At 65.3% G+C, this 18,395-nt stretch carries 20 protein-coding genes; 10 read left to right on the forward strand and 10 right to left on the reverse strand.

From position 1 onward, the window contains the following. Positions 1-2 precede the first annotated feature (2 nt). The 3 genes from leuS to holA are packed head-to-tail and all read left to right on the forward strand — an operon-like array spanning position 3 to position 4,011. Positions 3-2,510 carry a leucine--tRNA ligase gene (leuS, locus tag OMW55_RS07900; RefSeq protein ID WP_264882214.1) on the forward strand — a complete coding sequence of 836 codons (2,508 nt, stop codon included), beginning with the start codon at positions 3-5 and terminating at the stop codon, positions 2,508-2,510. Next, complete coding sequence (gene lptE, locus OMW55_RS07905) at positions 2,507-3,007, forward strand: LPS assembly lipoprotein LptE (RefSeq protein ID WP_264882216.1); 501 nt, start codon at positions 2,507-2,509, stop codon at positions 3,005-3,007. The genes leuS and lptE overlap by 4 nt, the downstream gene beginning before the upstream one ends. Next, positions 3,004-4,011, forward strand: coding sequence for a DNA polymerase III subunit delta (gene holA, locus OMW55_RS07910; protein ID WP_264882218.1), 1,008 nt, complete (start codon positions 3,004-3,006; stop codon positions 4,009-4,011). The genes lptE and holA overlap by 4 nt, the downstream gene beginning before the upstream one ends. 9 nt (positions 4,012-4,020) lie before the next feature. On the opposite strand, the gene OMW55_RS07915 is transcribed toward holA, so the two are convergent. The 10 genes from OMW55_RS07915 to hemE all read right to left on the reverse strand — a co-directional run bounded on the left by OMW55_RS07915 (position 4,021) and on the right by hemE (position 13,734). Further along, positions 4,021-4,902: a ParB/RepB/Spo0J family partition protein gene (locus tag OMW55_RS07915; protein ID WP_264882220.1), complete on the reverse strand. Its 882-nt coding sequence runs from the start codon at positions 4,900-4,902 to the stop codon at positions 4,021-4,023. Then, entirely contained in the window at positions 4,899-5,687 is a 789-nt protein-coding gene (locus OMW55_RS07920) for a ParA family protein (protein ID WP_264882222.1), read from the reverse strand. Before OMW55_RS07920 ends, OMW55_RS07915 begins: the two co-directional genes overlap by 4 nt. Further along, entirely contained in the window at positions 5,684-6,295 is a 612-nt protein-coding gene (gene rsmG / locus OMW55_RS07925; protein WP_264882224.1) for a 16S rRNA (guanine(527)-N(7))-methyltransferase RsmG, read from the reverse strand. The genes OMW55_RS07920 and rsmG overlap by 4 nt, the downstream gene beginning before the upstream one ends. Beyond that, on the reverse strand, positions 6,292-8,007 hold the full coding sequence (gene mnmG, locus OMW55_RS07930) for a tRNA uridine-5-carboxymethylaminomethyl(34) synthesis enzyme MnmG (protein WP_407822127.1): 1,716 nt from the start codon (positions 8,005-8,007) through the stop codon (positions 6,292-6,294). The genes rsmG and mnmG overlap by 4 nt, the downstream gene beginning before the upstream one ends. Next, positions 8,007-9,284 carry a tRNA uridine-5-carboxymethylaminomethyl(34) synthesis GTPase MnmE gene (gene mnmE, locus OMW55_RS07935; RefSeq protein WP_264882227.1) on the reverse strand — a complete coding sequence of 426 codons (1,278 nt, stop codon included), beginning with the start codon at positions 9,282-9,284 and terminating at the stop codon, positions 8,007-8,009. The genes mnmG and mnmE overlap by 1 nt, the downstream gene beginning before the upstream one ends. Next, positions 9,277-9,999: a YjbE family putative metal transport protein gene (locus tag OMW55_RS07940; protein ID WP_264882229.1), complete on the reverse strand. Its 723-nt coding sequence runs from the start codon at positions 9,997-9,999 to the stop codon at positions 9,277-9,279. The genes mnmE and OMW55_RS07940 overlap by 8 nt, the downstream gene beginning before the upstream one ends. Before the next feature lie 105 nt (positions 10,000-10,104). Next, a complete protein-coding gene (locus tag OMW55_RS07945; protein WP_264882231.1) occupies positions 10,105-10,743 on the reverse strand; it encodes a YjbE family putative metal transport protein in 639 nt (212 codons plus the stop codon). Positions 10,744-10,782: 39 nt separating this feature from the next. Continuing rightward, positions 10,783-12,039, reverse strand: coding sequence for a transcription termination factor Rho (gene rho / locus OMW55_RS07950; RefSeq protein WP_264882232.1), 1,257 nt, complete (start codon positions 12,037-12,039; stop codon positions 10,783-10,785). Positions 12,040-12,213: 174 nt separating this feature from the next. Continuing rightward, positions 12,214-12,675, reverse strand: a complete 462-nt coding sequence (locus tag OMW55_RS07955) for a CopD family protein (RefSeq protein WP_264882233.1) — start codon at positions 12,673-12,675, stop codon at positions 12,214-12,216. Continuing rightward, entirely contained in the window at positions 12,676-13,734 is a 1,059-nt protein-coding gene (gene hemE / locus OMW55_RS07960; RefSeq protein ID WP_264882234.1) for a uroporphyrinogen decarboxylase, read from the reverse strand. 289 nt (positions 13,735-14,023) lie between these two features. Between hemE and OMW55_RS07965 the strand changes: the two genes are divergently transcribed. The 7 genes from OMW55_RS07965 (at position 14,024) to OMW55_RS07995 (ending at position 18,386) form a co-directional block, all read left to right on the forward strand. After that, positions 14,024-14,608 (forward strand): Maf family protein, encoded by a 585-nt coding sequence (locus OMW55_RS07965; RefSeq protein WP_264882235.1) that lies wholly within the window; start codon positions 14,024-14,026, stop codon positions 14,606-14,608. After that, positions 14,605-15,468 carry a shikimate dehydrogenase family protein gene (locus OMW55_RS07970; protein ID WP_264882236.1) on the forward strand — a complete coding sequence of 288 codons (864 nt, stop codon included), beginning with the start codon at positions 14,605-14,607 and terminating at the stop codon, positions 15,466-15,468. Before OMW55_RS07965 ends, OMW55_RS07970 begins: the two co-directional genes overlap by 4 nt. Beyond that, positions 15,465-16,058, forward strand: coding sequence for a dephospho-CoA kinase (gene coaE, locus OMW55_RS07975; protein ID WP_264882238.1), 594 nt, complete (start codon positions 15,465-15,467; stop codon positions 16,056-16,058). The genes OMW55_RS07970 and coaE overlap by 4 nt, the downstream gene beginning before the upstream one ends. Positions 16,059-16,066: 8 nt before the next feature. Next, complete coding sequence (gene dnaQ, locus OMW55_RS07980; RefSeq protein ID WP_264882240.1) at positions 16,067-16,783, forward strand: DNA polymerase III subunit epsilon; 717 nt, start codon at positions 16,067-16,069, stop codon at positions 16,781-16,783. Positions 16,784-16,844: 61 nt separating this feature from the next. Beyond that, complete coding sequence (gene hpf, locus OMW55_RS07985; RefSeq protein WP_264882241.1) at positions 16,845-17,417, forward strand: ribosome hibernation-promoting factor, HPF/YfiA family; 573 nt, start codon at positions 16,845-16,847, stop codon at positions 17,415-17,417. Between the two features lie 62 nt (positions 17,418-17,479). Further along, entirely contained in the window at positions 17,480-17,944 is a 465-nt protein-coding gene (locus tag OMW55_RS07990; RefSeq protein ID WP_264882243.1) for a PTS sugar transporter subunit IIA, read from the forward strand. Continuing rightward, on the forward strand, positions 17,925-18,386 hold the full coding sequence (locus tag OMW55_RS07995) for a PaaI family thioesterase (RefSeq protein ID WP_264882245.1): 462 nt from the start codon (positions 17,925-17,927) through the stop codon (positions 18,384-18,386). The genes OMW55_RS07990 and OMW55_RS07995 overlap by 20 nt, the downstream gene beginning before the upstream one ends. The last annotated feature ends 9 nt before the right edge of the window (positions 18,387-18,395 follow it).

The following is an 18,395-nucleotide window of genomic DNA, read 5'->3' on the forward strand; positions in this document are numbered from 1 at the left end:
GCATGACCGATCGCTTCGACCCGGCGGCGAGCGACTCCCGCTGGCAGGAGCGGTGGGAGCGCGACGGGTGCTTCCGCGCGGACAGCGCAAGCGCCAAGCCCAAGTCCTACGTGCTGGAGATGTTCCCCTACCCCTCGGGGCGCATCCACATGGGGCATGTGCGCAATTACACCATGGGTGACGTGCTCGCCCGCTACCGCCGGATGCAGGGCTTCGAAGTGCTGCACCCGATGGGCTGGGACGCATTCGGCATGCCGGCCGAGAATGCGGCCATGGAGAAGAAGGTGCATCCGGGCGCGTGGACCCGCGAGAATATCGCGACCATGCGCGCCCAGCTGAAGCGCCTCGGCTTCGCGCTCGATTGGAGCCGCGAGCTCGCCACCTGCGAACCCGATTATTATGGCCATGAGCAGGCGCTGTTTCTCGACCTGTTCGAGGCGGGGCTCGTCTACCGGAAGGAGTCCGAGGTCAACTGGGACCCGGTCGACATGACTGTCCTCGCCAACGAACAGGTGATCGACGGCCGCGGTTGGCGCTCGGGCGCGGCGGTGGAGCGGCGCAAGCTCAACCAGTGGTTTCTTCGGATCACCGACTTCGCGGAGGAGCTTCTCGACGGATTGGGCACCCTTGACCAGTGGCCCGATAAGGTCCGTTTGATGCAGGAAAACTGGATCGGCCGGAGCCGCGGCCTGCAGTTCCGCTTTGCTCGAGCCGATGGAGCAGGCGAGATTGAGGTGTTCACCACCCGCCCGGATACTATCTTCGGCGCCAGTTTCGTTGCCATCTCGCCCGGTCACCCGATCGCCGAGGCGCTGGCGGCCGACCGCCCGGACGCGGCCGAGTTCATTGCTCGCTGTCGCCAGGGTGGCACTACGGCGGCTGAGATCGAAACGGCGGAAAAGCTCGGTTTCGACACCGGGCTGGAGGTCACCCATCCGCTTGATCCGTCGTGGCGCCTTCCGGTGTGGATCGCGAACTTCGTTTTAATGGATTACGGCACCGGCGCCCTGTTCGGCGTGCCTGGCCACGACGCCCGAGATTTCGAGTTCGCCACCAAGTACAAGCTATCAATCCGCCGTGTGGTTGCTGCCAGCATTGCGGACGCCGGTCTGGCGGTGACGGAAGCGGAAACGGGCGCGGGCGTGGCGGTCAATTCAAAGTTTCTTGACGGCATGGCAACGCCCGCGGCGGCGGCCGAGATCATCCGCCGGGCAGAGGCAGCCGGCTGGGGCCGCGGCGTCACTCAGTACCGTCTGCGTGACTGGGGCGTCAGCCGCCAGCGCTACTGGGGCACGCCGATCCCCATTATCCATTGCCAGGCGTGCGGGGCGGTCCCCGTGCCGCGCGCGCATCTGCCGGTAGTGTTGCCCGAGGACGTTAGCTTCGACGTGCCCGGCAATCCGCTCGATCGCCATCCGGCATGGAGCAAAGTCGACTGCCCGTCCTGCGGCTCGCCGGCGCGGCGTGAGACTGACACGCTCGACACCTTTGTCGATTCCAGCTGGTATTTCATCCGCTTCTCCTCCCAGCCCGGCGATCGTCCGTTTGACCAGGCTGAAGCAGAGGCGTGGCTGCCCGTCGGCCAGTACATCGGCGGTGTAGAGCATGCGATCCTGCACCTGCTCTACGCCCGCTTCTGGACTCGCGCGCTGCAACGGATTGGGCGGCTATCGGTGCAGGAGCCTTTCAAGGGCCTGTTCACCCAGGGGATGGTCACGCACGAGACCTACCGGGCGGGCGACGGCAGCTGGCTCAGTCCGGGGGAAGTACGGCGCGATGGGGACGATTGGGTCCACATTGAGTCAGGCCATCCGGTCACCGCCGGCCGCGTCGAGAAGATGTCCAAGTCGAAGAAGAATGTCGTCGATCCGGACACCATCGTGGATCGCTACGGCGCGGACGCGGTGCGCTGGTTCATGCTGTCCGATTCGCCGCCAGAGCGTGACTTGGAATGGTCGATCGGTGGGATTGAGGGCGCAGCCCGATTCGTGCAGCGGGTGTGGCGCCTCGCCCAGCCTGGCGCCTCGACTGCTCATGAAGATTCCGACCTGCGCCGCCGGCTCCACAAGACGGTCGCGGCGGTCGGACAAGCGCTCGATGGCCTGCAGTTCAACAAGGCGGTCGCAAGCCTCTATGAACTGACCAGCGCGATTGAAAAGGCGAAGCCTTCCGCGGACCGCGCCGCGGCAGTTCAGACGTTGCTCAAGCTCGTCGCGCCGATGGCGCCGCACTTGGCGGAGGAGGCTTGGGCTCAATGCGGCGGCTCGGGCCTCATCGCCGACCAACCTTGGCCGGAGCATGATGAGGCCCTGTTGGTCGACGACCAGGTGACCATCGCCGTGCAGGTCAACGGCAAACTGCGTGACACGCTCACTGCGCCGCGCGGTTTGACCCGGGAAATGCTGCAGGCGCAGGCGCTCGGCGCCGAGAAGGTGGCGCGGCTGCTCGCCGGGGCCGAGCCGAAGAAAGTGATCGTAGTGCCGGACCGGCTGGTGAACATCGTCCTGTGACCCGTCTCGCCGCCCTGCTGCTGTGCACTGCCGCCCTGTCCGGCTGCGGCCTGCGCCCGCTCTACGCCGGCGGCGCGGCCGGGCCGGTGGCACAAGTGCTTCGCTCGGTCACGGTCCAGCCAATCGCCGGCCAGACGGGTTGGCTGGTCCGCACCGCGCTTGTGGACCGGCTGGGCGAGCCGCAGGGTAGCGCCGCTCGGTACCGCCTGGAAGTCGAGCTCGACGACGACATCGAAGGCTATGGCATTCGCGGCGACGCGGCCGTGACCCGCGAACGCCGCACCTTGCGCGCGCGTTACCGCCTTGTTGACCTCGCCAACGGCGCGGTGGTGCTCGATGCAACGGCCGGCTCCGACGCCGGCATCGACGTGGTCAGTAGCGAATATGCGACGGTTGCCGCCGAGCAGACCGCTGCGGAGCGCCTTAGCCAGATCGTTGCCGACCAGATAGTCGCGCGCCTAGGGCTGTTCGCCAATCGCACAGGCGCGCAGCCGTGAAGGTCGCCAAGGGCGCGATCGACCGCACGGTCGACCGGCCCGATCCGCAGGTTCGCTTCTACCTGCTGTATGGCGAAGATGAAGCCGGCTCGCGCGCCCTGGCCGGCCGGCTGCTCGCCGCTCTGAGGGCCGAGAAGCAGGTTCTCGCCTCCGCCCAGCTGCGTTCGGATCCGGCTGCGCTGGCCGACGAAGCGGGCGCCATTTCCATGTTCGGTGGCCCGCGCCTGCTGTGGATCGAGCCGGCCGGGGAAGAGGTGCTCTCCGCCGTCGAAGCGCTCGTGGCGGCGCCGGCCGTGGAGCATTCCGCCGTCGCCATTGCCGGCGCGCTGCGCAAGACGTCCGGCCTGCTCAAGTTCGCGGACGCCCACCCCGCCGTCCTTACCCACTGCTCCTACATGCCGGATGCGCGCAATGCCCCGCGCCTGGTGGCGGAACTCGGCCGCCGGCATGGCCTGCGCATCGGCACCGACGTCGGTGCGTACATCGCCGCTGCGGCCCTCAATGATCAGGCGGTGATCGGGCAGGAGCTCGCGAAATACGCCTTGTACCTTCAGGCTGACGCCGACCACCCGAAGGAACTCAAGGCAGACCTTATTGACCTGCTCGGGGCCGGCTCCCCGGACAGCAATGTCGGCCGTGCAGGCGACCTGGCGCTGGCGGGCAACCTAGCCCGGCTGGCAGACGAACTCGGCGTCTTAGATGAGACCACGACCGAACCGATCCCGGTGGTCAGGGCGCTACAACGCCGCATTCTGCAATTGGCGCCGTTGCGCGCCCGGCTGGACGCCGGTGAGCCCCCCGAGGCGGTCACCAAGGCGATATTCTGGAAGGATCAGCCGCTTGTGCAGCGCATGCTGACCGGTTGGAGCAGTGAGCGCCTGGCTCAGGTCCTCAGCCGGCTTGCCGCGGTGGAACGCCGGTTGCTGCAGGGCGGCACTACGCCAACTGGGCTGGCGACGCTCGGCGCGGAACTGCTGCAGGTGGCACGCGCCCGCGGCCACTAACGACCAGGGTCAGATCGGCTCGCCGGACAGTCGCTGACAGATGAGGTCGAGCTGGTCGAGACTCGAGAAGTTCAGGCTGACGGTCCCGCTGGCTCCCTTGGCGGCAATCTTGACCCGCAGACCGAGCACGTCGCCAAGTTGCCGCTCGAGGGCGGCCACGTCGGCGTCCTGCGCGCCCGCCCCAGAGGTAGAGGCGCCTCGCCCAGCACCGCGGGCCGCGCCTGGACGGGCGGCCTTAGCGAGCTGTTCGGCCTGGCGCACCGACAGATCCTTGGCGATAATCTCCTTGGCCAGAGCCTCGGGGTTCTCCGCGGTGGCGATCGCGCGGGCGTGACCCATGTTAAGTTCGCCCCGCATCAGCGATTGCTGAACAAACTCCGGAAGGTCCCGCAATCGCAACAGGTTAGCGACATGGCTGCGGGATTTGCCAACGAGCCCCGACAAGGCCTCCTGGGTGTGGCCATAGGTGTCGATCAGCCGCGCATAGGCATCGGCTTCCTCCAGCGCATTTAAATCCTCGCGCTGGATGTTCTCGATCAAGGCCACTTCGGCCGTAGCCGCAGCGTCGAACTCACGAACGATCGCCGGAATTTTATGCAGTCGGGCCCGCTGGGATGCGCGCCAGCGCCGCTCACCGGCAACGAGCTCGTAATGCCCGTCGCGCAGGTCCCGCACCAGGATCGGCTGGAGCACCCCGCGGGTAGCAATCGACTCCGCTAGCTCCGCGATGGCCTCCTCGGCGAAGTGACGGCGTGGCTGCTGCGGGTTTGGACGGATTGCAGCGATGTCGATCTCGCGCACGTTACCGCGCGGCGGCTCCGATTCGGCCGGAGCATCGCCGAGCAGGGCGGACAACCCCCGGCCTAAACCGCGTTGACGATGTTCATTCATGCCGCCTCAACTTCCTGCGGACGCGGCAGGCGTTCCATCAGCTCCTTGGCAAGGCGCACATACGCCTCGCTGCCGCTGCAGCGCAGGTCGTAGATCAGTGCGGGTAGACCATGGCTAGGTGCCTCCGACAACCGGACGTTGCGGGGCACCACCGTCTCGAACACCGCCGGGCCGAGGCAGGCCCGTACGTCTTCAGCGACTTGCCGCGACAAGCTGTTGCGGCGGTCGAACATGGTCAGCGCAACGCCGAGAATACCGAGGTCCGGATTGAACCTGCTGCGAATACGCTCAACCGTCTGCAGCAGTTGGCTCAGCCCTTCCAACGCAAAGAACTCGCATTGCAACGGTACCAGCAGCTGCTTAGCGGCGACCAGGGCGTTGACGGTCAGCAAACCGAGCGACGGCGGACAGTCCATCAGCACGATATCCCACCGACCTGGCGGTGCACGATCAAGCGCGTCAGCCAAGCGATGAGTACGGCGGTCGAACTCGACGAGCTCCACTTCGGCGCCAGACAGGTCCTGCGTCGCAGCCACAAGTTCCAGACGCGGCACTCGCGTCTGAACCGCTGCCTCACAAACTTCTGCCTCGCCGATCAGCAGGTCATAACTGGACCGCTCGCGTGCAGCATGGGCGACCCCCAGGCCGGTCGATGCGTTGCCCTGTGGATCCAGGTCGAGCAGGAGCACGCGCCAGCCAGTCGCGGCCAACGCAGTGGCGAGGTTGATCGCGGTAGTCGTTTTACCAACGCCACCCTTCTGGTTGGCCACTGCAATCCGGATCATCCCCGCCCCTTCCGCTGAATGTCGGAAGCCACGATGATCACCGCGTCCCCCTGCGTGATGCTCGGCTCCACTCGGAAGCGACCTTGCCACGACTGCTGTGCCTCTGCCAGTTCCATCTGGCCTGACCGGCCCTTTGGAAGCACCCAGACGGTGCCAGGATGCGACAGGTGGTGAGTCATGGCGAGCAGCTTGCTTGTCCGGGCCACCGCGCGAGCCGTGACTGCATCCGCCCGGCCGGAGAACCGGTCGACCTTGTCCATCACAACCCGGACGTTGGTAAGCGCGAGCGCATCAGCGCACCGGATCAGAAAGTCGGCCCGCAGCCGCCGTGGTTCGACTAGTGTAATGGATCGCACGCCGAGGATCGCAAGCACAAGGCCGGGCAGCCCCGCGCCCGATCCTACATCGATCCAGTCTGCCTGCGGCTTCGCAAATCGTAGTAGCTGCGCGCTGTCCAGTATGTGGCGATCCCACACTTGGTCCATCGTCGATGCAGCAATGAGGTTCTGTCGCTCGCTCTCCGAAGCCAGCAGCTCCACGTACCTAACAAGCTTCGCGTATGTTTCACGTGGAACATCAAGTTCAGGAAGCAGGTGCGTACTGGTCACGCTGCTCTCCGCGCCACGGCGAGGTGCAGGGCGGATAGGGCAGCCGGCGTGACGCCCAAGATGCGAGAGGCATGATCGAGTGTCTCAGGTCGGACGGTAAGGAGGCGCTCAGCCATCTCGTGCGAGATGCCCGGGATGTCACCGTAGTTCAGGTCAGCGGGGATGGATGTCGTGGCTCCTGCTTGCACGGCTGCCCACTCCCGCTCCTGTCGTGCAAGGTAAGGCGCATATAAGGCGTCGGCTCGTCCCTCGTCGGTTCCGGCAAAGGCCGGTGTCGTTCGAGATTCAAGGTGCTGTTCAATTTGTGCTCGCCGTGACTGCCCGACGCATCCGGCAGCGAGCGCACTCGCCCCGAGCCGCGTCGTTGCGTTGTCGGCGCGCAAGGCCAGCCGGTACTCGGCACGCGCGGTCATCATCCGGTACGGCTCGGTTACGCCCTGAAGCGTCAGGTCATCGATCATGACACCGACATAGCTGGTGCGCCGATCGAAGCTCACCGGGGGCAAATCACGCGCATGAGCAGCAGCGTTGAGACCGGCCGTCAGGCCCTGTGCGGCGGCCTCCTCATACCCAGTCGTCCCGTTGATCTGACCTGCAAGATACAGGCCGCCGACGTCCTTCACCTCAAGGGTCGACCGAAGCCGACGGGGATCGACGAAGTCGTACTCGACTGCATAGCCGGGCTGGGTGATCTCCGCTCGCTCCAAACCGACGATCGAACGCACGAAGGCAAGTTGCACGTCTTGTGGAAGCGAGGTCGAGATACCGTTCGGGTAGACCAGCGGGGTACCGAGTTGCTCAGGCTCAAGGAAGATCTGATGCCCGTCCCGATCACCGAACCGGCGAACCTTGTCTTCAATCGATGGGCAATACCGCGGGCCGCGCCCCTCGATTGCACCCGAGTACAGCGGCGAGCGATCGTGCGCCGCACGGATGATCTCGTGCGTGTGGGCGTTGGTCCGCGTGATCGCGCAACTAAGGTGCGGTAAGGGCGGGTTGTCGGGAAGTGCGCTCATTGACCAGCAATCCTGGTCGCTGCGCTGCTCTGCCAGTCGTGCCCAGTCGATGGTCCGTCCATTGAGCCGCGGAGGTGTGCCGGTCTTCAAGCGTCCTTGCCCAAGGCCAAACTGCCTCACCTGGCGTGCCAACCGGTGAGCCGCCTGCTCACCTCGACGGCCAGCCGGGCTGGTAACCTCACCGATGTGAATGCTCGCGGCCAGGAAAGTGCCGGTTGCGATCACCACGGCTCGGCACCCTAAAGTCGCGCCGTCCACGAAGGTGACCCCCGTCACCTTTCCATTTTCGATACGGAGCTCGGCTACCTCGCCAAGGAGGAGCTGAACTTTCGCGAGTTTCAGTTGTGAGCGGATTGAACTTGAGAAAGTCGCCCGGTCGGCCTGCACTCGCGGCCCCCATACGGCGGGCCCCTTGCTGCGGTTGAGCATGCGCCGGTGAATTGCCGCAGCATCGGCAGCCCGCGCCATCAAGCCGTCGAATACGTCCAGCTCGCGGACGAGGTGGCCTTTACCCACACCACCAATGGACGGGTTACAACTCATCTGACCAAGGTTGCTGGCATCTAAGGTGACCAGACCCACGGACGCGCCGCGACGCGCCGCTGCCGCAGCAGCTTCGCAGCCGGCGTGCCCGCCTCCGATTACGAGTACGTCGAACATGCGCCCGCCCCTAGCACGATGTTCCACGTGGAACATCACTTGCCGAGGCAGAACCTCCCGAACAAAGCGTCGAGCACGTCTTCGACGCCGGTGCGTCCAGTCAGGCGGTCGAGCGCCTCGCGAGCAACCCGGAGGCTGTCCGCCATCAGGACGAGGTCATCCGGCAAGGCCAACAACGCTTCCGCAGCCTCACCGATGAGGGAAGCTTGCCGCCGATTAAGCACCAAATCCCCCTCGCGCGGCAGCAATGATCGTGCAGTCGTAGCAATGATCTCCCGCAGTTCGGCGAGTCCCGCCCCGGTGACCGCAGACAACGACACGCTGCCAGGCCGCGGATTAGGCCGTCGGTCTGACTGAGCGTGGATGAGGAGCTTGGTGGAATGAACCGGGCAGTCCGAAGCGTCCCCCAGCCATAATAAGATATCGGCACTCGCGGCTTCCCGCTCGGCGAGGCCTACTCCGATTCGCTCGATAGCATCCGCCGACGAGTGAAGCCCTGCGGTATCGACCAGCACCAGCGGAACGCCGCCGAATGCCACAGGTACTTCGATGACGTCGCGCGTGGTACCGGCGACGTCGGACACGATTGCCCTGTCATGTTCTACCAGCGCGTTGAGGAGGCTCGACTTGCCAGCGTTCGGCGGACCCGCCAGCACGACCCGCACGCCGTCCCTCAACAGCTCCATCGCAGGCCGTGCCAGCCACGCCCGCCACTCGGCCGCCAACTCTTCAATGGCGGCGTGAAGTCCGCCAAGATCCATGTCGGTTTCATCATCACCGACATAATCGATGGCCGCCTCGGCCTGCGCGGACAGGCTCACCAATCGCGAGCGCCAAGTCTCGACCTGACGTCGGAGCGCTCCTCCCGCGACCGCAAGCGCGGCGCGACGCTGCTGCTCGGTCTCAGCCTCCAGAAGGTCGGCGAGCCCTTCCGCTTCAGTCAGGTCGACGCGGCCATGCTCCAGCGCGCGCCGCGTGAACTCGCCCGGGCGCGCTTCCCGCAATCCGTCCAGCTCGTCCAACGCAACAAGCACGGCGCCGATGACCGCGCGCCCGCCGTGACAATGAAGCTCCACCAAATCTTCCCCTGTCGCGCTGGCCGGGGCGTCGAAGCGCAACACTAAGGCTTCATCGAGCAACTCTCCGGTCGACGAGCGGAGCTGGCGCAGCGCAGCGCGCCGGGGTTCCGGCAGCGTCCCCGCCAGCCGCCCAGCCGCGGCGTGGGCATCTGGACCGCTGATCCTCACCACCCCGATGCCAGCAGGCGGCTGGCCGCTGGAAAGCGCGAAGATGGTCTCCAGCTGTCTAGCCAAGGGCAGTGACAAGGACGGGGTGCACGTCATGCGCGCCTTCCCAGATCATCTTGGCGGCGACCCACAGGATCACGGCCAGCCCGACGTAGGCGATCCAGCGGTACCGTTCGATGTAACGAGCGATAAGGTTGGCCGCGATACCCATCAGCGCGACGGAAAGTATCAGGCCAACGATCAGGATGCCTGGGTGCTCGCGGGCGGCACCCGCTACGGCCAGAACGTTATCCAGGCTCATGCTGACGTCGGCCACGGCCACCGCCCACGCCGCGGCGGCGAAGCTCTTGGCTGGCCTGAGGCCGCTATGCTCATCACCCGCGACCTCGGCGGAGCCGGGGCTCTCGCCACCGTGCCGCAGCTCCCGCCACATCTTCCAGGCGACCCAGAGAAGCAGTAAACCGCCGGCAAGAATTAGGCCAACGATCTGAAGGAGTTGAGAGACAATCAGAGCGAAGCCGATGCGCAGCACCAACGCAGCCAGGACGCCAATCAGGATCACCTTGCGACGTTGATCGGCGGGCAGGCCGGCAGCCAGTGCGCCGACTACGATCGCATTGTCCCCCGCCAGAACCAAGTCGATCATCAGGACCTGCACGAATGCAGAAAGTGCACTTGCATCAGTGATGTTTGAGAAATCCGCGACGATGGACTGCCAGATGTCGGCGGGCGAACCGAACCCGGCAGAAGCGGCAACGGCGGAGAAGATCAAGTCGAGCAAGGTGCGGTCCTGTGGCTGTCTGGCTAAGGCCTGACATGTGCAAACGCACGCCGGGCACCTTGCTCTTTTCCAGACCTATGCCGCACTTGTCGAGCCTAGCCGGCCTCACGTGCGCAGCAGTGGCCAGACCTCCCACGCACCTTCCCAGACCATGGTCAGGGCAACGTACAGGATGATGACCAGGCCCACCCATGCGATCCAATGAAATCGCTGGATCAGCCGGGCGACGTAGTTGGCCGCCAGCCCCATCAGGGTAACGGATAGCGCCAGACCAAACAGCAGCACCGTCGGATGCTCGCGGGCCACGCCGGCGACCGCGATCACGTTGTCGAGGCTCATGCTAAGGTCGGCCAGCGTGATCTGGAGAGCGGCTGCGAGAAAGCTCTTCTTTGCCACCGGGTGGGTCGGCACCGCATCGAGGTCTTCCGTAACCTCGACTTCCGCGGGCCTCAGCTCCCGATACATGTTGTAGGCCACCCACAGCAGCAGCAAGCCACCGGCAAGCAGCAGACCCGTGATGTGAAGTAGCCAGGTCGCCAACAGCGCGAAGCTGACCAGGAACACGAGCGCTAGCGCCACGCCAAGCAGGATCACCCGCCGCCGCTCGCGCGGGTCCAGACCAGCGGCAATCGTGCCCATGATGATGACGTTGTCACCGGCCATCGTCAGGTCGATGAGGATGACCTGCGCCAGCGTCAGCAGACCGGCTGAGGTGAGGACGTCGGCGAAATCGAGCGCTGGCATGTGGGCTACCTGTACCCGGGCCGAAGCCCGGGTCCAGCCTTACTGGTTCATGCTGGCGAAGAAGTCCTCGTTACTCTTCGCGTCCTTCATCTTGTCGAGCAGGAACTGCATGGCGTCGACCGTGCCCATCTGCATCAGGATACGACGCAGAACCCACATCTTGGTGAGGATGTTCTGCTCCACCAGCAGCTCTTCCTTGCGGGTGCCGCTCTTGCCGACGTCCAGCGCCGGGAAGATGCGCTTATCCGCCACCTTGCGGTCGAGCACGATCTCCGAGTTGCCGGTGCCCTTGAACTCCTCGAAGATGACCTCGTCCATCTTGGAGCCGGTGTCGATCAGCGCGGTGGCGATGATTGACAAGGAGCCGCCCTCCTCAATGTTGCGGGCGGCGCCGAAGAAGCGCTTGGGCCGCTGCAGCGCGTTGGCGTCGACACCACCGGTCAGGACCTTGCCCGAGCTCGGCACCACCGTGTTGTAGGCGCGGCCCAGGCGAGTAATCGAGTCCAGAAGGATCACCACATCCTTCTTGTGCTCGACCAGGCGCTTGGCCTTTTCGATTACCATTTCCGCCACCTGCACGTGGCGTGATGCCGGCTCGTCGAAGGTCGAGGAAATGACTTCGCCCTTCACCGAACGCTGCATGTCGGTGACTTCTTCCGGCCGCTCGTCAATCAGCAGGACGATAAGGAAGACCTCGGGATTGTTGTCGGTGATCGCGCGCGCGATGTTCTGCAGCAGTACGGTCTTGCCGGTCCGCGGCGGCGCTACGATCAGCGCGCGCTGGCCCTTGCCGAGCGGCGCGACGATGTCGATCACCCGCGCACTCTTGTCCTTGATCGTCGGATCAAGCGTGTCGAGCCGCAGCTTGGCATCTGGATAGAGCGGCGTGAGATTGTCGAAGTTGACCCGGTGACGAACCTGGTCGGGTTCGTCGAAATTAATCTGGGTGACGCGGGTCAGCGCAAAATAACGCTCGCCGTCCTTTGGGGCGCGGATCTCCCCTTCAACCGTGTCGCCGGTGCGCAGGCCGAAGCGACGGACGATCTGCGGTGTGACGTAGATGTCGTCGGGGCCCGCCAGATAGTTAGCCTCGGGGCTGCGCAGGAAGCCGAACCCGTCATTCAGCACCTCGATGGTGCCGGTGCCCATGATCTCGGCCCCGCTCTCGGCGCGAACCTTGAGGATAGAGAACATGAGGTCTTGCTTGCGGAGGGTGCTGGCGCCCTCGACGCCCATTTCCTCGGCCTGGGCGACCAGTTCGGCCGGAGTTTTCTTTTTAAGTTCCTTGAGGTGCATCGATGCGGACCTGAATTTGGAAGATTGAACAGCCGGACGACTGAAGGGAGCTGCTTGGAAGCGCTCGCACCGGCTGGAGGAAGGAGGGCTACGGGCCGGTGCGGCCGTATGCGACCGGGTTATGGCTCCGTTGCCCGCAAGTCAACATGGTGCCGCGCTGCAACCCCTGCAAGCTCAAAACGGCTTCACGATCACCAGTACGACGATGACCGCCGCGGCAATGCCCGGAATCTCGTTCATGATCCGCAGTGTGCGATTCTCCAGCGGCCGAGCGCCCGACGCGAGCTTGCGGCCATAGGCGCCCATCCAACCCTGATAGCCGGTCAGCGCCACCACCAGTGCCAGCTTGGCGCTGAACCAGCCCTGGCCCCAGGCACCAAGGTGAAAGGCCAGCATCAGCCCAAGCACCCACACGATCAGCATTGCCGGTGTCAGAATGATCGATCGCGCGCGGTTCTCCCGCTCTATCCAGGCGCGATCCTCCGCCGAGCCGGGCGGAGTCGCATGGTGATAGACGTAGAAGCGGGGCAGCAGGAACAGGCCGGCCATCCAGAAGATCACAAAGGTCAGGTGCGCCGCTTTTACCCACGGGTAGGCGTTGCCGAGCCAGCCGACGTAAGCGTCGAAGAACGTCATCTACAGCACCCCTCCGGGTGCCTTGCCTAGCAGTTCCATCAGCCGTTCGACATGGGCAATCGGCGTTGTCTGCTGGATGCCGTGGCCGAGGTTGAACACGTGCGGCCGGTCATGCAGCGCCGAGCGGATCCGCGCCACCGCCGTTTCCAATGCCTCGCCGCCGGTGATCAACGCCAACGGGTCCAGGTTACCCTGAACCGGCAAGCCTGGCGGCAGGCTGGCATGCGCCCAGGCGGCATCAACCGTCTCGTCGAGGCCGAGCGCATCCACGCCCGTCTCCCGCGCGTAGGCCGCAAGCTTGCCGCCGGCGCCCTTAGGGAAGCCGATCACCGGCAGGCCGGGGCGCTTGGCCTTTAGCCGCGCGACCAGCCGCGCGGTCGGCGCGATCACCCAGCGCTCGAACTCGGCCGGCGCCAGACTGCCCGACCAGCTGTCGAAAATCTGCACCGCGTCCACACCCGCATCGGCCTGACCGATGAGGTAGATCAGCGTGGTCTCCTCAATGGCGTCGATGATCGCCGCAAACCGGCCTGGGTCCTGGTAGGCCAGCAGCCGCGCATCCGCCTGCTCGCGGCTGCCCTCGCCCGCCACCATGTACGTCGCAACCGTCCAGGGAGCCCCTGCGAAGCCTAGGAAGGTGGTCTGTGGGGCTAGGGCCGCCTTCACCTGCCGGACGGTCTCATAGATAGGCTCCAGGCGCCCTAAGTGCGGCTGCAGGTCCTCCAAGGCCGCCCCTTTAAGCGGCGGCGACAGGCGGGGTCCCTCGCCGGCGACAAAGGTCAGGTTCTGACCCAGGGCGAACGGCACGATCAGAATGTCCGAAAACAGGATCGCGCCATCGAGCGCAAACCGGCGCAGCGGCTGCAGCGTGATCTCGGCCGCGCAGGCAGGATCGTAGACGAGGTCGAGGAACCCGCCCTTGTCGGCCCGAAGCGCGCGATACTCCGGCAGGTAGCGTCCCGCCTGCCGCATCATCCATGCTGGCGACGGGTCTCGGCGTTCTCCGCGCAGCACGGCGAGCAGCGGTTTGTCGATCAGTCCGCCCTGGCTTGAAGCCACTCCCTTATCCTCTCTTAGATACTTAGAAAGATTGTTGAAGACTGTTGGCCGGCGGCAAGCGGGGAATAGGTGTGCATCCCGCTTTTGCCAACAGGTTGCCCAATCCGAGTCGCGACTGACTCCGGCGAGTCGTTCTGAGTCCCTCCCATGATCCACAGGCTGGGGGCAATTGTGAGAGGCGGTGGACGAATCCGCGGATTGTGGCCGCGGTTCGGCGGATGGATCGCTCGGTTGGACGATGCACGCGACCGCGCTAGGGCGAGTCACCGGCTTATCCACAGGAACAGATATGGACCTTGTGCTCGCTTCCACCTCACCGATCAGGGGCACGCTGCTAGCCAACGTCGGCATTCCCTATGCGGCGGAGACGCCCGAAGTGGACGAGACGCGGGTCAAGCAGGGTTTCGTGGGTTCGGACGCGGAGCTTGCCGTCGCGTTGGCCGAAGCCAAGGCGCTGAGCGTGTCACAACGGCGCCCCGAAGCACTAGTGATCGGCAGCGACAGTGTCTTGTCGGTCGATGGCCGCCGCTTCTCCAAGCCGGGGGGGCGACAGGAGGCTGCCGAGCACCTGCGCTTCTTTTCGGGCAAGACCATGGAACTGACCAGCGGCGTGGCGCTGGCGCAGGGCGGCGCGGTGGTGTGGCGCACGACAGAGGCAGCGCGCCTGGCGGTCCGGCCGCTTAGCGATGCGTTCATCGCCGGCTACCTTGATGCGGACTGGCCCGAGGTCAGCTATTGCGTGGGCGTGTTCCGGCTCGAAGGTCCTGGGGCGCAATTGTTTGAGCGGATCAACGGCGACCATTTCACAATCTTGGGCCTGCCCTTGCTGCCGTTGCTGGGCGAGCTGCGTGCTCGCGGGATGTTGCCGGCATGATTGCCTATGCCGAGGTGATCGGCGACCCCGTTGCGCATAGCAGGTCGCCGACTATCCATCGTTTCTGGCTCGACAAGTCCGGGCTCCAGGGCGAATACCGGCGCGAGCAAGTCACGCCGGCTGACCTTAGCCGGTACCTGCATGAGCGCAAACGCGACCCGGCGTGGCGTGGCTGTAACGTCACCATGCCGCTCAAGACCGAAGTGGTACCTCACGCGGGACGGCTGGGAGCGGAAGCGCAGCGGCTGCATGCCGGCAATCTGCTATTCCCAGAGGGGGATGGAAGCTTGAGGCTAGAGAATACCGACGTGCAAGGCGTCGCCGAGCCCTTGCGTCGGCTCGGGCGCCTGCCGCATGCGGACCAGGTCACGACTTATGTACAGGTCATCGGTTCGGGTGGAGCGGCTCGCGGTGCCGTTCTTGGCGCCGGCTTGGCGGGCTATGGTGACTTCCAGATCTTCTGCCGCAATCGGTCCGCTGGGCTAGAAGTCGCAGCAATGACCGGCACTCCGTCCGCCAACTGCCATCCGCTGGAAGCGATCGGACCCATCCGCCCGAATGGCGAATTGGACCTGCACCGCTTGTCGCACGTCATTATCAATGCCACGCCGATGGGCATGGCCGGCCAGCCCGATGTGCCGGTCGATCTCACCTCCTATGGTCCCGATACGATCGTCTTCGACATGGTCTACTCGCCACTCGAGACCGGCTTTCTTCGACAAGCGCGCGCGTTAGGGCTCCGGGTCATCGACGGTCTCGACATGCTGATCGGCCAGGCAGCGCCTTCGTTCGAAGCCTTCTTCGGCCACCCCGCCCCACGCGAGCATGACCCCGAGTTGCGCGAGCGGCTGACGGCATGATCCGCCTGGCGCTCACCGGCTCCATCGGCATGGGCAAGTCAACGGTAGCGGCCATGTTCCGCCGGCGCGGCGTACCGGTGTTCGATGCGGACGCCGTCGTCAGGGAACTCCAGGGCCCCGGCGGCGCACTGGTCGAAGCCATCGCGCAGCGCTTTCCTGGGACCACCCGCGACGGTGCGGTCGATCGCGAAGCGTTGGCCCGGGCCGTGCTGGGTCGTCCCGCCGAGCTCGCGGACCTGGAAGCAATCGTCCATCCTGCAGTCGGGGCCGAGCGGACCCGCTTCACCGCTGCGCACGCCGATTCGCCCGCGATCCTGTTTGACATACCGTTGCTGTTCGAAACCGGTGGCGAGCAGGCGTTCGACCACGTGATCGTTGTCTCCGCGCCCGCGACCCTGCAACGAGAGCGGGTGCTTGCCCGCCCCGGCATGACCGCCGACAAGCTCGCCGCCATCCTCGCCCGGCAGACACCCGACGCTGTCAAACGGGCGCGCGCCGACTTCGTCATCGACACAGGTCGCTCGCTGACCGAGACCGAGAGCGAGGTCGATGCGATCCTCGCTGGACTGGGAATCGGGACCGGCGCATAGTCTCGGCCATGCGCGAGATCGTGTTCGATACGGAAACCACCGGCGTCAATCCGGCGACGGGCGACCGGATGGTCGAGATCGGCTGCGTCGAGCTGGTCAACCGGTGCGAGACCGGCCGTTCATTCCATGCTTATTTCAATCCGTGCCGCTCCATGCCGTCCGAAGCGGAAGCGGTGCATGGGCTGTCCACCATCTTCCTTAGCGACAAGCCGCTGTTCGCGGACCGCTGCGAGGAACTGCTCGACTTTATCGGCGACGCACCGCTGATCGCGCACAATGCCTCATTCGACTTCGGCTTCCTCAACGCCGAGCTGGCTCAGTGCGGGCGCGATCCCGTGTGCCTCAGCCGGATGATCTGCACGCTGATGATGGCGCGGTCGAAACATCCGGGCGCCAAGCATAGCCTGGACGCGCTCTGCACTCGTTTCGGCGTGGACCGTTCGGCCCGGGTCAAGCACGGCGCGCTGCTCGACGCGCAGCTGTTGGCGCAGGTCTATGTGGAGCTGACCGGCGGCCGACAGATCGGACTGTCGCTGATGGCCGATGCGCTGGCGACCACCGGGCTGGTGGCAGAGGAAGTCCGTCCGGCGCAGCGGCCCGTCCGTCCGGCGCGGCCCCATGTGGCGTCCGTTGAAGAGTTGGCGCGTCACGCCCAGTTCGTCGCCGCGCTCAAGGAGCCGCTGTGGCTGCAGCTGCAGCCGGCGGACCCGCGCGCCGCCCATTGACGGTTGCGCGGCCCCGGCACTAGGGCGCCGCCGCCGATCGGAAATGAAAGGAGTCCGCCAAGTGGACGTTCGTGTATCGGGCCACCAGGTGGAGACGGGCGAAGCGCTGCGTGGCCGCGTCGCCGAGCGCATTTCGGCCATCGCCGATCGCTATTTTTCCCGCGCCATTGGTGCCAGCGTGACTTTCGGGCGCGGCCCGCATGATCGCGGCTTCACCTGCGACATCGTGGCGCCGGTCAACGGCATCGTGCTTAAGGCGTTCGGCCGGGCACCGGACGCGCACGTCGCCTTTGAAGGTGCGGCCGACAAGATTGAGAAGCAGCTGCGGCGCTATGTCTCGCGGCTGCGGGAGCGTAAGACCGAGGTGGACGAAGCGTCCGCCGAACCTGCCGACAATGCGGATTACACCATTTTCTCCTATCCGTCCCCGGATGAGACACCCTCGCCAGAACATCCTGCGATTATTGCCGAAACCCGGGTCGACATCCCGGAGGCGAGCGTCGGCGACGCCGTGATGCTGATGGACCTTCGCAACACTGGTGCGTTGATGTTCCGCAACAAGGGAACGGGTCAGTTCAACATGGTCTATCGCCGCGAAGACGGGACCATCGGCTGGGTCGAGCCGCGCGGCTGATCCGTCACCCCAATGCATAGCGTCCGCGGCTGAACGGCCGTTCCTGTTCGAGTGATCGTGCAATGCGTCTGACTGAGTTCGTAGACTTTGAATCAATCAAGCCCGCGCTCCCCGCGAGCAATAAGCGGGGCTTGTTTCACCTTCTAGGGCAGCTCGCGGCCCAGCGGCTCGGGCTCGACCCGGCCGTGATTACCGCGGCGGTCGCCGAGCGCGAACGCCTCGGCTCGACCGGGTTCGGCAACGGCGTCGCTATCCCCCATGGCAAGATCGAAGGGCTCGCGCGCGTCTGGTGCATGGTAGCGCGCCTCGCAACGCCCTTCGATTACAAGGCGATCGACGGTCAGCCTGTCGACCTCGTCTTTTTTCTACTTTCACCGCCGGACGCCGGCGCCGAACATTTGAAGGCGCTGGCAGCAGTGAGCCGCGCCCTGCGCCACGGCCCGACTCTGGAACAATTGCGCGGCGCCGGCTCGCGCGATGCGCTGGCGGCGGTGCTGATGGGGGTCGATGAACGCGACGCCGCCTGAGACGGGCGCCGCCGCGCACTTCCGTGCGCTTGAATCGCTCTACGCCTCCGCTCCGATCAACCGGCTATTCGAGTCTGCGCTTACGGTGCATGAACTCGGCCATGCCACCATCCGGTTCGAGGTCGCACCAAGCGCCTTTCACGCGGCCGGGGCCGCGCATGGCACGCTCTACTTCAAGATGCTCGACGATGCTGCTTTTTACGCGGCCAACAGCCTCGTCAGCGACCGCTTCCTCCTGACCACCGCGTTCAACCTGCACTTCACCAAGCCGATGAAGGAAGGCACGGCCCAGGCAGAGGGCCGCTGGGTCAGCGGCCGCCGTCGGGTGTTCGTCGCTGAAGCCCGGATCGTCGATGCAAGCGGTGAAGAGTGCGCACGTGGCACGGGCACGTTCCTGCGCTCGCACATCCCCCTTGGCACGCTGCCTGGCTACCAAGGATGAACCAGGCGA

The sequence above is a fragment of the Sphingomonas arvum genome (assembly GCF_026013565.1).
GTDB lineage: Bacteria > Pseudomonadota > Alphaproteobacteria > Sphingomonadales > Sphingomonadaceae > Sphingomicrobium > Sphingomicrobium arvum.

Excerpts from the sequence above, each read along its gene's own strand:
- leuS (WP_264882214.1), top strand. The coding sequence starts at position 3 with ATGACCGATCGCTTCGACCCGGCGGCGAGCGACTCCCGCTGGCAGGAG.
- OMW55_RS07915 (WP_264882220.1), bottom strand. The coding sequence starts at position 4,902 with ATGAATGAACATCGTCAACGCGGTTTAGGCCGGGGGTTGTCCGCCCTG.
- OMW55_RS07920 (WP_264882222.1), bottom strand. The coding sequence starts at position 5,687 with ATGATCCGGATTGCAGTGGCCAACCAGAAGGGTGGCGTTGGTAAAACG.
- mnmG (WP_407822127.1), bottom strand. The coding sequence starts at position 8,007 with ATGTTCCACGTGGAACATCGTGCTAGGGGCGGGCGCATGTTCGACGTA.
- OMW55_RS07945 (WP_264882231.1), bottom strand. The coding sequence starts at position 10,743 with ATGCCAGCGCTCGATTTCGCCGACGTCCTCACCTCAGCCGGTCTGCTG.
- rho (WP_264882232.1), bottom strand. The coding sequence starts at position 12,039 with ATGCACCTCAAGGAACTTAAAAAGAAAACTCCGGCCGAACTGGTCGCC.
- OMW55_RS07955 (WP_264882233.1), bottom strand. The coding sequence starts at position 12,675 with ATGACGTTCTTCGACGCTTACGTCGGCTGGCTCGGCAACGCCTACCCG.
- OMW55_RS07965 (WP_264882235.1), top strand. The coding sequence starts at position 14,024 with ATGGACCTTGTGCTCGCTTCCACCTCACCGATCAGGGGCACGCTGCTA.
- OMW55_RS07970 (WP_264882236.1), top strand. The coding sequence starts at position 14,605 with ATGATTGCCTATGCCGAGGTGATCGGCGACCCCGTTGCGCATAGCAGG.
- coaE (WP_264882238.1), top strand. The coding sequence starts at position 15,465 with ATGATCCGCCTGGCGCTCACCGGCTCCATCGGCATGGGCAAGTCAACG.
- dnaQ (WP_264882240.1), top strand. The coding sequence starts at position 16,067 with ATGCGCGAGATCGTGTTCGATACGGAAACCACCGGCGTCAATCCGGCG.
- OMW55_RS07990 (WP_264882243.1), top strand. The coding sequence starts at position 17,480 with ATGCGTCTGACTGAGTTCGTAGACTTTGAATCAATCAAGCCCGCGCTC.
- OMW55_RS07995 (WP_264882245.1), top strand. The coding sequence starts at position 17,925 with ATGAACGCGACGCCGCCTGAGACGGGCGCCGCCGCGCACTTCCGTGCG.